Genomic DNA, 13,836 nt, shown 5'->3' on the forward strand with positions numbered 1-13,836 from the left:
ATTTAAGAAATAAATAACTTTAAAATTAGGAATTATTAAAAACATCTTTAAATCAATTAAAATTATTTTTATACACTATAGCATTAAAAAATCATAAAAGTCTCTAAATTTACATATTGATTAAAAGTCAAAAAAATGAATTATAAATAAATTATAAGTATTAAAAAGGTGCTTTTTTTGAGAAAATCATTTTTTCTTTAGTGATAGGGTGATAAAATGATAATGTATCAGAATGTAAATATAATCTATCAGATTTTTTACCATATAAATCATCTCCAAGAATAGGCGTGTTTAGCCCGAGACTATGCGCTGCATGTACTCGTAATTGATGAGTTCTTCCTGAAATAGGGTAGAAGCTAATTTTTGTTTTTCCATTTTTACGCTCTACGACTTCCCAATTTGTTTTCGCAGTTTTTCCATGTTCATAACAAACTAACTGTCTGGGTCTATCTTCTAAATCTACACGAAGTGGGAGGGTAATTGTTCCTGAATTTTCTGTTATAATTCCGTCTAATAGTGCGGTATATTTTTTTTGAACAGTTTTAGTTATAAATTGATTTTGTAAAATTTTATGAGCCTCTTTATTTTTTGCTAAAACTAATAAACCAGAAGTTGCCATATCTAAGCGATGCACAATAATAGGTCCTGAAATATTTTTAACTTGTTGTTTAATTCTTGTATACACAGAATCTTGAATATGAATACCAGGAACAGAGAGAAAATCAGCAGGTTTACAAATGACAATCAATTGATCATCTTCAAAAATAGTTTCTAATTCTTTTCCAATCGCTGGATTTTCTAACAATGGATTTGTATCCATTTCAATTCCTTTTAACATATGCGTTAAAATTGGCTTGCATTTCCCTTGGCAAGCAGGGTAGAATTGTTCATGCTTTCTAATTTCTTTATTAGGTGATTTGCCCCACCAAAATTCTGCCATTGCAATCGGTTTTAAATCATTTAAAAAGGCATATTGCAACAATTTAGGAGCAGTACATTCCCCTGAACCAGCAGGTAAATTTTGCACAGAAGTTTCTGAAAATAATTCTTTTAAATTTTTTGCTTCTTTTTTAATGTTTAAAAATTGATATTGTTCTGAAATATACACTTGTAAAGCAATAGACATTGCTTTATGTTTTTCTTTTAATAATTTTATTTCATCGGTAAAAACTAAAAGTTCCTCTTTTATAGGTTTTAATCTGTGTTTCCAGTAACGATTTACATTATTAAAAAAATGTTTTGCCTCTAAACTTTCTTTACTAAGCGTATTTTTTAAAATAAGATACGCTTCTTCGGATAATTCTCCGATTGCTTTTTCTCTTTTTAAACGTCTATTATTTTTAGCAATTTTTAAGGTTTCTTTTTTCTGATGAATATCGATAATTGCTTTTTCATTTTCTGAATTATACACGTTTATTAATTTTTGATATTCGGTATTTTCTTTTAATTTTTTAAGTTTACCATCAAATTTAATAAGATTATTTTTTTCTTGAAGATAGTAGGAGTCTTTAACAAGCATATCATATACTGGTGGAACAAATTTAAGATGTGTATTTGTTTCTCCTAATTTTCCAGATACTGCAGTGATATATCCAATTTCTTTTTGTTGATTTTCTACCACTAAAACTCCAAACATTTTTCCAATTGGTAGTCCTTTTTTTGAAGGGTCTATCCCAAAGTTATGATTAAAATCTGTTTGATTTTTTAAATAATTGATAACTTCTTTTGTTGCTAATTTACAGAGTGGGTGAGGTTCATAATAAAAAGGAAATGTAAATTTATTAGGAAGTTTTATATTGTTTATAGGACTAGAAAAATAGTGAAAATGTGTGTTCTTCAAAATAGGGTGACTGTTTTAAGCAAAAATATACTTTTTTTAAGAATATTTTTAGCAGTAAGCTTTAGTATTTTCTTTATAAAATATAAATAAACATTATTTTTTTACTCTTAAATTATTATTGAATAATCTTTAATCGATAAATTAATTTACAAAAGTATACTAAATAATATACTCTGTAAGTGTAATTAATTAATACGATACATATATAACTAAAAAAGAGTTACACAGTTACAACTAGTATAAAATTAGTTTAATTACTATTGTAAATAGCTGAGTCAGTAAACAAGTAATCTATTATTGTAAGACAATTAATTACAAATGTATGTTTTTTAGATAGGAGTAAAACTTATATTATTCTTAGAGTCTGTTTTAGTAAATTTCATTTAATTTAAAAAATTTGTAACAGAAAAATAAGAAATTGAATTTATATTTATTTCAGTTTTAGATCCTGATCCTGATTTAGGGTAATGTCGTTATTCCCTTTTTTAAATAGTTTATAACTTTTTTATAGCTAATAATTTACAGAATAGGTGAGGTGTGAGGGTAAAATATAGATTCTTAATTCTTAAGAAGGGAGTATACAATTGTATACGTTACATAAGTATACAGAATGTTATTTTATGAACACTATGATTCATTACAGATGTAAAACAATCATGACGACGATTGTAAACTAACTATTTTCGACTATGAATAATTGAAGATTACAAATGTAATACTAGCCAGAGAGGTATAAAGAATTATATCAGTATCAATAAGAACTTTTTTCTACTTAACTACTCAAATTAAATAGGCTAGAGTAGTAGAGGGCTATGTAATGTAGATGTAGTTCAAACTAACTTTAAGTTTAATCGTAAAACTAATAATATAATAAAAATAAGATATATAAATACTAATTTACTTACTTGTCAGAAAGTTAACGAGCAAGAGTGTGTTTTTACAGTTGTTTATTAATAAATCTTGGTAAATAATTAAGAATATTACTAAAATAATATAATCGTAATCAACAGGTAATTTTACGTTAGATTACATTTGTTAATAAGTGTGTTTTCTGATGTTGTGGTTGTATTGTTTACTATTGTAAACAAACGTTGTTGTTAACTTTAATGTACAAATGTAATAGTCTTTCTTAATAAACATCTACTGACTACTGATTCAAAAAAGTTATGCTGAATTTATTTCAGTTTATCTGTCTGATTTACTTACCAGTTTTATTACAATCTGAAATTCAAAAATAAAACATAACAATAATTAGTTTTGCTTGTTCTTAAAAGACAAAGTCTATCAAAATAATAAATATTTTTATAATTACAAAATAATATCAACAACCTGAACTTGATTTACCGTAGTAATTTTTAGCTTTTTTTTGATGATGTCAATTCGAGTGAGTGATTTTAATTTAATGATTAAAAGGAATTAAAAATTGTTCGAGAATTTGAGTTTTATATTTAGTGAATTTTGACGCTAAAAAGTTCTTCGATACAATTTTTTAGAAGAAAAAAAACACTAGAACTAACAGTTTATTTTTAATATTTTAACAGGCTCTTAGTGGATTCTAAAATAATAAGCTAAGAGCCTGTTTAAATTTCATCTGAAAAAAATATAGTGTCAAAAAATGACGGCAAGGGGTTAAAACCCCTTGTTAAAAGGAGCTGAAAATTACAAAAAAAGCTAAAAAATGTGGCAAATCAGGATGAGAAACTGAAATAAATTCAGTTTGACGCATTTTTATTTTTAAAACAAGGGGTTTTAACCCCTTGTCATGCCTATTTTGACGTTACAAAAATTTTTGGAATAAAATTTAAACAGGCTCTAACAAAAAAACTAAAAATAAGAGTATAAAATAAGATTTAAAATAGGAGTGAAGCAATATTTTAAACTAGCTTAAATAACTAACTAAAGAGAGTGTTTTAACCAAAAAAAAGACTGTCATTTTTGACAGTCTTTTTTTACTAAATCTAACTAAATATTTAAGTAAATTAAAATTGAAAACTACTCAACGTTTAAAAATGAGAAACGGTAACTAATACCAATATTTAAATACGGATTACTTAAATTTCCACCACGAGCTTTTACGTAGCCAAATCCAGCTCTTGCATTTAATTTATTGGTTAATTTATGATTAATTCCGATACTTGGTTTTACGATCAAACCTTCTCCTGTACTAATTCCACCACCGCCAGCAGCACCTGCTAGAACTTGTGCAAATACCGATGTTGTATTGTTTAAAAAACGAGCCGATTGCACTCCTAAACCAACAATTCCTTCGGCATAAGCACCTGCATCACCAAAATTAGCAAACGAAGTTTGACCCGCTCCGTAGATATATTTATTCAAAAATAAGTTTATTTGTAACGAAATTTGATGCATATTTTTATCAAATTCAATATCTTTTTTATTCTTATTTGTTGAAACAATTCTTGAAGCATTTAGATATAAATCTTGTTTTATAATAACCTCCAATCCTTTTAATTTTGCTGATGAAAAGCTTTTTTCAGGAGCAGCAGAACTAGGAGTAATTCCATCTTTATCAAGATAATATTTTAATCCAAAACCTAGTGTGTTACTTGAAAAATGAGCGTCAGGACTCATTAAAAATCCCTTATTGACTGATACATACATATTGTTGAATACTTTTTGTTCAATAGAGATATCAGGATATATTAAAAACCCACCTTTAGTTTCTACGCCGCCGCCGCCGCCAGCACCAATACCGAATTTAGCTAAAATATTTGTGCGATTTTTATTCATTGAAATATGGTATCCAGCACCTAGAAAAACATCCATATATCCCGCTTTAATTCCGTGATATGCACCATCAGCTTTTACAAAAAAGAACATATTTTTGTTAAAATAAGAGTTCAATTCAAAACCAGCTAATCGCATTGTTTTTCCTTTGTAATTCCCTTTTTTTACTGATAAATTATTCAAATGAACTAACAAAGAAATTCGATTACTAAGCGTGTTCCAAGATGTATTTTTTAGATTTTCAAAATCATCAAAATTAAAAATACGTTCTCGTTGTTTAAAATCAGCTGTTTCAAAAGATAACGGTATTTGAATAGCAACATTAAATTGATGATTTTTAATAGCTCCTTTGTCAAAAAAATTAACATAACTATATCCTGCTGTTGTTGAGAAATAGCCGAAATTATATCCTAAATTTAAGTGTGGTAAAATAAAGGCACCACCGCCATCTGGAGCTGATGCACCGCCACCACCACCAAGATGAACTCCCGCATCAACAAACATATTTTTGCTGATTTTTTGTTGAATTCCAGCATTGATTCCCAAGGTAAAAAAACCACCACGAATACCCGTTACGGCTCCGTAAATACCAAGACCAGCATAACTCCAATCGTTTAGTTTTAGGTTGTAATGAATCCCTGTGAATCCCATATTTTTTTCATCTTTTCCTTTGTTTTTAGGCATTTTTATAGATAAAAAATCAACAGCTCCAAAACCTATTTGGGTTTCTTTTTCGGGGATTTTTTGATTTTTTATATAAATTGTTGCTTGATTTACTTGATTCCTGTTCGTGCTTATGTTCGTGTTTTGAGCGTAAAAAAAATGAACACTCATAGCAAAAAAGACTACAAGTGTTCGTTTAAAATAGCTAAAACATTTTGAAATTTTCAATAACATCAAATTATTTTTATTTTATTTATTTTTTATAAAATTCATGAATTTATCATGATTAATCGTGAATTTTTTGACGTGTTCCATCAACATAAGAAGCTACAAAAGCATCACTAATTCCAAGTTTAATCAATTCTTTTTTAAGTTTTTTAGCTTCATTTAATGTGGTAAATAAACCTAAAGAATATTTAAAATAACCGTTATCAGAAGTAACTATTGAAGGAATTGTTTGCGTTGATAATAAAGGGAATCTATTTTTTTGGAATACACCAATTTGAACAGAATAAATAGTTTCACCAGCAGTGTTTGTGCTTACTTGCTCAATAGTTTGATCTAAATTTTCTGAATTAATTCCAGTTCTCTGGTTGTCCTCAGTGTCATCGCCATTTCTTAAAGCTCTGATATTTGCTCTTTCGATACTGTCTAAAACACGACTATTTTCGGTGCTTTTTATCATTGCAATTTTATCATCAGTAAAAGAAGAAGACTCATTACTTAGGTTGTAAAAATAGTAGCAAGCACCAAGTGAAAGTCCTAATAATATTCCTAAAACCATTGACGTTGTTTTGTATTTACTTTTAAGTTCGGTTAATTTTTCCTGAACTTCTGTTAAATCGTCTCCTGATTCCTCTTTTTCTTCTTGAATTTCGGCTAATTCTTCTTGAGCTTTTATTAATTTTTCTTCAACATCTTGTCTTTTTAGTTGAAATTCTTTTAGATTTTTACGAGTCCTATTTAGTTCATTTTCAGATTCTTGTCTTTTTAAATTTGCTTGATTTAAATCGTTTTGCAACCTTTCGATTCTATTTTTATCTTCTTCTATTGACATATTTTATTATTTTTTATTATTTATGATGATGTTATTATTTCTTGTTTTTTTATACTGATAATCACTGTTTTAGAAGTAGGTGTATGACTACCTTTGGCTTTACTTTTAATAGGAACTAACACATTTGTTTCTGGAAAATAAGTGGCAGTACATTGTTTTGGAATACTATAAGGAATCACTAAAAATCCTATTGCGTGTCTTTTTTCTCCTTGAAAATGGCTTGTTAAATCGACTTTATCTAATTTTTTCAATCCTTGTTTTTCCATATCTTCAGGATTCATAAAGACAACTCTTCGTTCGTTTAAAATTCCTCTATAACGGTCATTTAAACCGTAAATAGTGGTATTGTATTGGTCGTGTGTACGAATGGTCATCATCATAAAATGATTTTCATTTAGCGTAATATCCGAAGGTAAATTTGTGGTAAAATTGGCTTTTCCTGTTGCTGTTGGGCTAAAATTATTATCTCTTGCGTTGTTTGGCAGATAAAAGCCTCCTTTTTTACGCACTTTTTGATTATAATTTTCAAAACCAGGGATTGTTGCTTCAATTTTATCACGAATTAAATCGTAATTTTCGATGAGTGCTTTCCAATCGATATTGGTATTTTTCAAAGTTGCTTTTGCGATACCAGCAACAATGGCGGGTTCGCTCAATAAGTATTCCGAAGAAGGGTTTAAATGTCCGTTTGACTGATGCACAACACCCATTGAATTTTCTACGGTAACGAATTGGTCTCCAGATTTTTGTGTATCTTTTTCTGAGCGTCCTAAACAAGGTAAAATCAGGGCTTGTTTTCCGTGAATTAAATGACTTCTGTTTAATTTTGTTGATACTTGAACTGTTAAATCACAGTTTTCCAATGCTTTGGCGGTAAATTCGGTATCAGGAGTTGCGGAGATAAAATTCCCACCCATTCCTACAAAAATGCGTGCTTTTTTCTCGTGCATCGCCTCGATAGAAGCTACAACATCGTATCCGTGTTTTCGTGGTGCTTTGAATTGAAATTCTTTTTCCAAGCTATCTAAAAAGCTATCTTGTGGTTTTTCCCAAATTCCCATGGTTCGATCTCCTTGCACGTTGGAATGTCCTCGAACAGGGCAAGTTCCTGCACCTTTTTTCCCGATACTTCCTTTTAAAAGGAGTAAATTTACGACTTCACGAATATTATCAACAGCATTTTTATGTTGCGTTAATCCCATTGCCCAACAGATAATTATTTTATCATTATTGATAATCATATCCGTTGCTTTTTGAATAATTTCTAGGGATAAACCTGTTTGTGGTAGTAATTCGGGGATTGAATATGTATCTAAATCGGCTAAAAAATCTTCTAAACCAGCAGTTTTTTCTTTTATAAATTGATGATTAAAAACGCCTCCTTTTTCTTCTTCTTGTTTTTTCATCAATTTTAAGATGATTTTAAGCAAAGCTACGTCTCCGTTAATTTTTACTTGAAGAAAAAGATCTGTTAATTTTTCGCCATCGCCAAGCCATTTCAATGGGTTTTGCGGGTCGATATAATTCATCAAACCGACTTCTGGCAATGGATTAACCGTAATTATTTTACCGCCATTTTTTTTAGTTTGATGTAGGGCAGTTAGCATTCTCGGATGATTTGTTCCTGGATTTTGCCCGATAACAAGTACTAAATCTGCGTGATTAAAATCATCTAAAGTAACGGAACCTTTACCAATTCCGACAGTTTCAGAAAGTCCGCTACCGCTACTTTCATGACACATATTAGAGCAGTCAGGCATGTTATTTGTTCCAAATTTTCGAACAAATAATTGATATAAAAAAGCCGCTTCATTACTTGTTCTTCCTGAGGTATAGAAAATGGCTTCATCAGGAGATTTCAAATTATTTAATTGATTTCCGATAAGTTTAAAGGCATCTTCCCAAGAAATTTCTTCATAATTATCGCTTCCTTCTTTAAGAATCATTGGATGTGTAATTCGTCCACTTTTTCCAATTTTATAATCTGACCATGCTGACATTTCTTGTACGGAATGTGTCGCAAAAAACAGGGGAGAAACCCTATTAGTGGTCGCTTCTTCGGCGACTGCTTTTGCACCATTTTCACAATATTCTGCTAAAAAAGCTCTTTTTTCATCAGGGTCTGGCCAAGCACAACCAGGGCAATCAAAGCCATCTAATTGATTGATGTTTTTAAGTAAACTAATCCCTCGGACAACGCCTGTTTCAGAGAAAACATGGCTCAATGCCGATTTTATTGCTTTTGTACCTACGGCTTTTGTTGGTACGTCAATAAGCTCAATACCTGTTAGATTTTCAGGAGGTTGTGCGTGTATTTTTGTAGTACTATTTTTATCATTCATAATTTATATATTGAGGATTTGCGTACACGGTCATTTTATTATTTCTACTAAAACCGATTAAGCAAATCCCGAATTCTTTTGCAAAGTCAACCGCCAAAGAAGAGCAGGCGGAAACAGCGATAATAATCGGAATTTTCGCAAAAAAAGCCTTCGAAACAATTTCATAAGAAACACGTCCGCTAACGAGCATGTAAGTTGCTTTTTTAAGATTTTTTTGCTGGATTAAATCACCAATACATTTATCAACAGCGTTGTGTCTGCCGATATCTTCTTTAATTGTTAAAAGTTTCTTTTCATCATTAAATAACGCACACGCATGACTACCGCCTGTTACTTTAAATAATTCCTGTAAATTATTCATTTTCAAGAACATATCAAATGTTATGTCAATAAATTTATTTAATTTAGAATAATGTAAAGAAGTGGTGTTTTTAGAATTTTCATTACTGTTTTTATGATGGTTATCAAGTGGTTTATCGGTTGTTTTTAAGTCTTTTAACTCTTTTTTTCCACAAATTCCACAAGAAGAAACCGATAAAAGTGTTCGTTTATTTAAGTATCCTTTTCGTATTTTTTCTTTAGGGATATGAACGTTTAAAATTGCGGAAAAATCCTTGTTTTCTTCCTCGATATTTATAGTTAATTCATCACTACTTTTATAAATATCTTCTGCGTATAAAAGCCCTCTAATCAAATGCTTATCGTCACCAGGAGTTCTCATTACAACGGTATATGATTCCTTATTTATATTAATTTGAAGTGGTGCTTCGATAACCAGAGAATCATCTACTTCTAAAGAAGAATTTTCTGATAATTTTATAGCTTGATAAACGCTTGATTTTTCCTTTAATTTTTCCATGTATCACACAAATATACTCAAAATTTTTTAAAATAAATAAGCCGTTATTTAGCTATATTTTACCTTAATTTTTGATGATTTCAGCTCCGTTATTTCATTATCAAAAAAATAAAAAAAACGCTGAATCATCAAAATAAAAATCATCAAAAACCTTTAAAAAACAGCGCAAAATTAGGCGATTTTAGAACAGTTAATTATCAGTAGTTCGTCCTTACTATTTGTTGTAAAAAACAAGTAGGTATTACCGCCGTCTTTTAGTTTTGTTTCGGTTCTAATTTGCGCTACAGTTTTGGGAAAATTACGTGTCGTGATATTTGCTTTTTCTAATTTTAAAAGACTCAAAATACGCTTTATTTTCTTTTTTTGATACGGATAAATAGCCTCAATTTTAAAGGTTCTTCCAGGGAAATTTTCAACAATTTTTTCGGAAGTATAAAGGTGAGAATGTTGTGCTATTTTACCAACTTCGTAACTGTTTGAAACTTCATTAAAACCGCCCGATTTTAAAATAGCCGTATTTGGTTCGTATAAAAAATTAATCGGATTAATATACGGTTTTATAGTTTTTTTATTTAAGGGAAATGATAGTGTTTGTTCTTTGTTTTTCAGTAAGTTAACTGTATGTATCTCAACTATTGATTTAGTGTTTTTTTGCAATAAAAAAAGCAGCTCTTTTACCTCGTTATTTACAGCGATAACGTGTATTTCCTTTACATGTTTTAATGAATTCAAGGTGGCAGAAATATCTAGCATCGGTGAATTTTTAATTAAAATAGTAGGGGATTTTGTAAAGAGAAAATCAAGATTTTCAGGCACATTTGGTAAGCAATCTTTCAATAAAAAAACTTTTCCTTTTACCTCATCTCTGCGAGAAGGATCAATATAAATACAATCGAATTTTTGAGTCGAATTTTTTAAATAATCCAATCCGTTTACCGCAACTGTTTGAATGTTTTTAACACCCAATTTCTGATAATTATAAGCAACTATTTCTGATAAATTTTCATTGATTTCTGCATGAATAACCTGCGTAAATATTTTGGAAAAAAAGTACGCATCAACACCAAAACCACCTGTAATATCAAGTAACGATTTAGGACTGTTTTTGGGCTTGTTTTCAGTTCCGATATCAGCAAAAATATTGTTAAGTAAAGTAGCCTTATAATTGGCTGTTATTTCTGAAGAAGTTTGTTCAATACTGATTTTAGCAGGATAATAAATATCCGAAGTTTTAAACCAAGTAGGAAGTTTATTTTTTGATTTTTGCTTGGCAATAATCTGATTCGACAATTCTTGAATCGTAATACCATCAAATGGACTTCCTTTTAAAATTAGTTTTGTGATATCAGAATTTAAATTTTCATCAATAAAACTTTGCGATGCTTTTTGTAATATCTTGTTATTCACTATTTTTTCACTGTTTTTACTGATTTTTTTAACGCTAAATTTTATATAAAAATTACAAAAAAAACAAAATTATACTATTTTAAAGTAAATAAAGTAAAAACAGCCTTGAATTATTTTTTATTTATTAAATTTATAACCTATAAACTTAAAATATAAAAACATGAATAAAGTTTTTTTAACAGCAATTATTGCGTTTGCATCACTTTCTGCAAGTGCACAATTTTATGTATCGGCAAGTAGTGGTTATTCTTTTTCGGCAGTAGAATCAAAAATGGGAACTAAAACAACACTTGGTGGTGTTGAAAATACCTATGGTAGTTATGGAGAAGGTACACACGCACAAGTTCGTGGAGGATATTTTTTTAATGATAAATGGGGAATTGAAACAGCAGTCGGATATTTACACGGAGCAGATCAAACATCAATCTTAGTAGATATTCCTGGACAAACTTTTGTAGATGTAAAATCAAGAGGTAGAGCTTTTGGATTGTCAATTTCTACCGTGTATAACATCACCGAACATTTTTATGGACGTGCAGGAGCATTAACCAAAATAGCTGGTAAAACAGAAGTTGTAGGGAAAATAAAAGCCGATTTACCAGCAGCTTTATTAAATCCATTAGCACCAGCAGGAGCAACTGCCCCTTTAGATATCGATTTAACCAGAGAATTTAAAGGAAGATTTCCTATCGGATTTATTGGAGCAATTGGATATAAACATGAAATCTTGAAAAACTTACAAGTTTTTGGAGAAGTTGAATATTTAGGAATTAGTGTAACTAGAAATACTTCTGAAATTAGTGATTTCTCAGCAACTTTAGCAGGAGCTAGTAAAACTAGAGAAGAATTATTACAAGTGATAAACGCAAAACCAGTATTAAAAGCAAGTTTTGGACAATTATTACCTTTAATCAATGATAAAATTAATTACGAAGATTCATTAACGTTACAAGAAGCACAAGCGCAAGATCCTTTAGCGACAAAGGAATTATCGCAAACAGTTCCGTATTCTTCTTGGGGATTAAATTTTGGATTTACCTATACTTTTGGAAATGGTAAAAAGAAAGAAGCAGAAGCTAAAATCTAATCAAAAAAAGTAAAAGAGTAAAAAAGATAAGAGTATAAAAGTTTATTATAAAAAACGAGTAACTAAAAAGTTACTCGTTTTTTCGTTTCTCAAACGTTTTTAAACTCAATCAAAATATTTAAAAAAAGATGATTAGTCAGTGCCTGGTAGTAAATTTTACAAAGTACACTTGTATAAAGTAAGCAATACTGGGTCTTAAAAAGTACGCTTTGCTACAACCCAAGTAGCTTCTGTAGTGCGTGTTTTCTTCAATTTACCCCGAAAAAAACACTCAAAAAAAGGGGTTGGCACTCGCTCTAATCATCCTAAATATTAGGCTAACATAGTAAGCCAATTTGTTTCTTGAATTTTACTGTCTAATTCTCTAAAATTTCTTGCGGTAACGTCCATCTCTGTTTGTAATTTCTTAATGTCGATAGTTGTTTTAAGATTCGCATCGCCACTATTGTTTACTTGTGCATCGTATCTGATATTTCGTAATTTTTCAGACAACATCTTTAAGGCATCTCTTTTGGCAAGTGCTTCCATCAATGTTCCTTGTGTAGCAACTAATGTTTGATTATTGGTTTTATTAATCCGAATAACTAAAAATTGTAAATCTTGAATTGCTTTTCGCAATTGTGCTAGTAATTTATTCGGATTCTCTTGAGGAAGTTTATCACCAGAAACAATTAATACAGGTCTAATTCTGTTTTGTAATTGCTCGATTTTTTTCATTAAATCGGCTCTTAATAAAAGTCCTTCGGCAAGTTTCATTTCTTTATGAATTGCGGTGTTTTCTGTATTTTTGGTGATATCGTTCATTATCGTTCCTATTTTTTCCTGTTTTTTTTGATAAATAATTTTAAATGATACTTGCTTTTATCATTCTATCATTTCCTTGAAAATCTTTTTTAAGTTCGATGTTTTTAAACCCTTTTTCAGATAACATTTCCATGGTTTCTTTGCCTAAATATTGATTAATCTCAAAAAATAATATCCCATTTTTTGAAAGATGCTTTTTTGCCAAATCAGCAATTTTATCATAAAAAATAAGCGGATTTTCATCCGTAACAAACAAAGCTAAATGCGGTTCATTTTCCAATACATTTTTGTTGATTTCGGCTTTTTCTAATTCTCGAACATACGGCGGATTTGAAACAATAATATCAAAAGTTATTTTAGCATTGATAAAGTTCAAATTATCCGTTTTTAAAATATCCTGCTTTATAAATTGAATTTCAACATTGTTGATTTTAGCATTTTCTTGGGCAGTTTTTAAAGCTTCTTCGGAAACATCAATTGCAGAAATATCAAAATCAGCTAAATGCTTTTTCAAACTAATCGGAATACAACCTGTTCCAGTTCCGATTTCTAAAATAGAAAAATCAGAAATAGAAGACGCAGTTTTTAAATTTTGAACCTCATCTAAAATCCATTCGACTAATTCTTCGGTTTCAGGACGTGGAATTAAGGTGTTTTTATTCACTAAAAAAGGAAATCCGTAAAATTCGGTGTTTCCTAAAATATATTGAATCGGTTCTTGATGTTGTAATCTTTTTAACGCATCTTTTAAAAGAACGTGCTTTTCTTCGGATATTTTAAAATCAGGTTGCATCAACAAATCGATGCGTTGTAAATCCAAATAAGATTCCATCAAATAAAAGAAAAAAGTGTCAATTTCCGTTTGTGGATAAATTTCCGATAATTGCGTTGTAAAATCAGTTTTAAAATGGTGTAATTTCATAAATTAAAAAACAAACAGGAAAAAGTGAAAAGTAAATAAAAAGTAAAAAATTAACTTAATTTTGTAAAACACAAAATTACTGAAAATAAGTATAAATAAATATAAAA

At 29.6% G+C, this 13,836-nt stretch carries 9 protein-coding genes; 1 reads left to right on the plus strand and 8 read right to left on the minus strand.

Features of this window, described 5'->3' with window-relative positions; genetic code table 11:
- Nucleotides 1-160: 160 nt before the first annotated feature.
- The 6 genes from L0U72_RS10380 to L0U72_RS10405 all read right to left on the minus strand — a co-directional run bounded on the left by L0U72_RS10380 (nucleotide 161) and on the right by L0U72_RS10405 (nucleotide 10,916).
- Nucleotides 161-1,840, minus strand: a complete 1,680-nt coding sequence (locus L0U72_RS10380) for an RluA family pseudouridine synthase (RefSeq protein WP_233899092.1) — start codon at nucleotides 1,838-1,840, stop codon at nucleotides 161-163.
- A gap of 1,992 nt (nucleotides 1,841-3,832) precedes the next feature.
- Nucleotides 3,833-5,422, minus strand: a complete 1,590-nt coding sequence (locus L0U72_RS10385; RefSeq protein WP_233899093.1) for a hypothetical protein — start codon at nucleotides 5,420-5,422, stop codon at nucleotides 3,833-3,835.
- A 115-nt stretch (nucleotides 5,423-5,537) separates the two neighbouring features.
- Nucleotides 5,538-6,308 (minus strand): hypothetical protein, encoded by a 771-nt coding sequence (locus L0U72_RS10390; protein ID WP_233899095.1) that lies wholly within the window; start codon nucleotides 6,306-6,308, stop codon nucleotides 5,538-5,540.
- 20 nt (nucleotides 6,309-6,328) lie between these two features.
- On the minus strand, nucleotides 6,329-8,650 hold the full coding sequence (locus L0U72_RS10395; protein WP_233899097.1) for an FdhF/YdeP family oxidoreductase: 2,322 nt from the start codon (nucleotides 8,648-8,650) through the stop codon (nucleotides 6,329-6,331).
- On the minus strand, nucleotides 8,643-9,509 hold the full coding sequence (gene fdhD, locus L0U72_RS10400) for a formate dehydrogenase accessory sulfurtransferase FdhD (RefSeq protein WP_233899099.1): 867 nt from the start codon (nucleotides 9,507-9,509) through the stop codon (nucleotides 8,643-8,645). Before fdhD ends, L0U72_RS10395 begins: the two co-directional genes overlap by 8 nt.
- Before the next feature lie 171 nt (nucleotides 9,510-9,680).
- A complete protein-coding gene (locus L0U72_RS10405) occupies nucleotides 9,681-10,916 on the minus strand; it encodes a THUMP-like domain-containing protein (RefSeq protein ID WP_233899101.1) in 1,236 nt (411 codons plus the stop codon).
- A gap of 160 nt (nucleotides 10,917-11,076) precedes the next feature.
- Between L0U72_RS10405 and L0U72_RS10410 the strand changes: the two genes are divergently transcribed.
- A complete protein-coding gene (locus tag L0U72_RS10410; RefSeq protein WP_233899103.1) occupies nucleotides 11,077-12,003 on the plus strand; it encodes an outer membrane beta-barrel protein in 927 nt (308 codons plus the stop codon).
- 312 nt (nucleotides 12,004-12,315) lie between these two features.
- On the opposite strand, the gene L0U72_RS10415 is transcribed toward L0U72_RS10410, so the two are convergent.
- Together L0U72_RS10415 and prmC are read right to left on the minus strand one after the other, a co-directional pair.
- Complete coding sequence (locus tag L0U72_RS10415; RefSeq protein WP_233899105.1) at nucleotides 12,316-12,807, minus strand: DIP1984 family protein; 492 nt, start codon at nucleotides 12,805-12,807, stop codon at nucleotides 12,316-12,318.
- A 40-nt stretch (nucleotides 12,808-12,847) separates the two neighbouring features.
- On the minus strand, nucleotides 12,848-13,729 hold the full coding sequence (gene prmC / locus L0U72_RS10420; protein WP_233899107.1) for a peptide chain release factor N(5)-glutamine methyltransferase: 882 nt from the start codon (nucleotides 13,727-13,729) through the stop codon (nucleotides 12,848-12,850).
- Nucleotides 13,730-13,836: the final 107 nt, after the last annotated feature.

The sequence above is a fragment of the Tenacibaculum piscium genome (assembly GCF_021390755.1).
GTDB lineage: Bacteria > Bacteroidota > Bacteroidia > Flavobacteriales > Flavobacteriaceae > Polaribacter > Polaribacter piscius.

What these genes read in the sequence shown, in the direction of transcription:
- L0U72_RS10385 (WP_233899093.1), bottom strand. Translation starts at nt 5,422, where the DNA reads ATGAGTGTTCATTTTTTTTACGCTCAAAACACGAACATAAGCACGAAC.
- L0U72_RS10390 (WP_233899095.1), bottom strand. Translation starts at nt 6,308, where the DNA reads ATGTCAATAGAAGAAGATAAAAATAGAATCGAAAGGTTGCAAAACGAT.
- L0U72_RS10395 (WP_233899097.1), bottom strand. Translation starts at nt 8,650, where the DNA reads ATGAATGATAAAAATAGTACTACAAAAATACACGCACAACCTCCTGAA.
- fdhD (WP_233899099.1), bottom strand. Translation starts at nt 9,509, where the DNA reads ATGGAAAAATTAAAGGAAAAATCAAGCGTTTATCAAGCTATAAAATTA.
- L0U72_RS10410 (WP_233899103.1), top strand. Translation starts at nt 11,077, where the DNA reads ATGAATAAAGTTTTTTTAACAGCAATTATTGCGTTTGCATCACTTTCT.
- L0U72_RS10415 (WP_233899105.1), bottom strand. Translation starts at nt 12,807, where the DNA reads ATGAACGATATCACCAAAAATACAGAAAACACCGCAATTCATAAAGAA.
- prmC (WP_233899107.1), bottom strand. Translation starts at nt 13,729, where the DNA reads ATGAAATTACACCATTTTAAAACTGATTTTACAACGCAATTATCGGAA.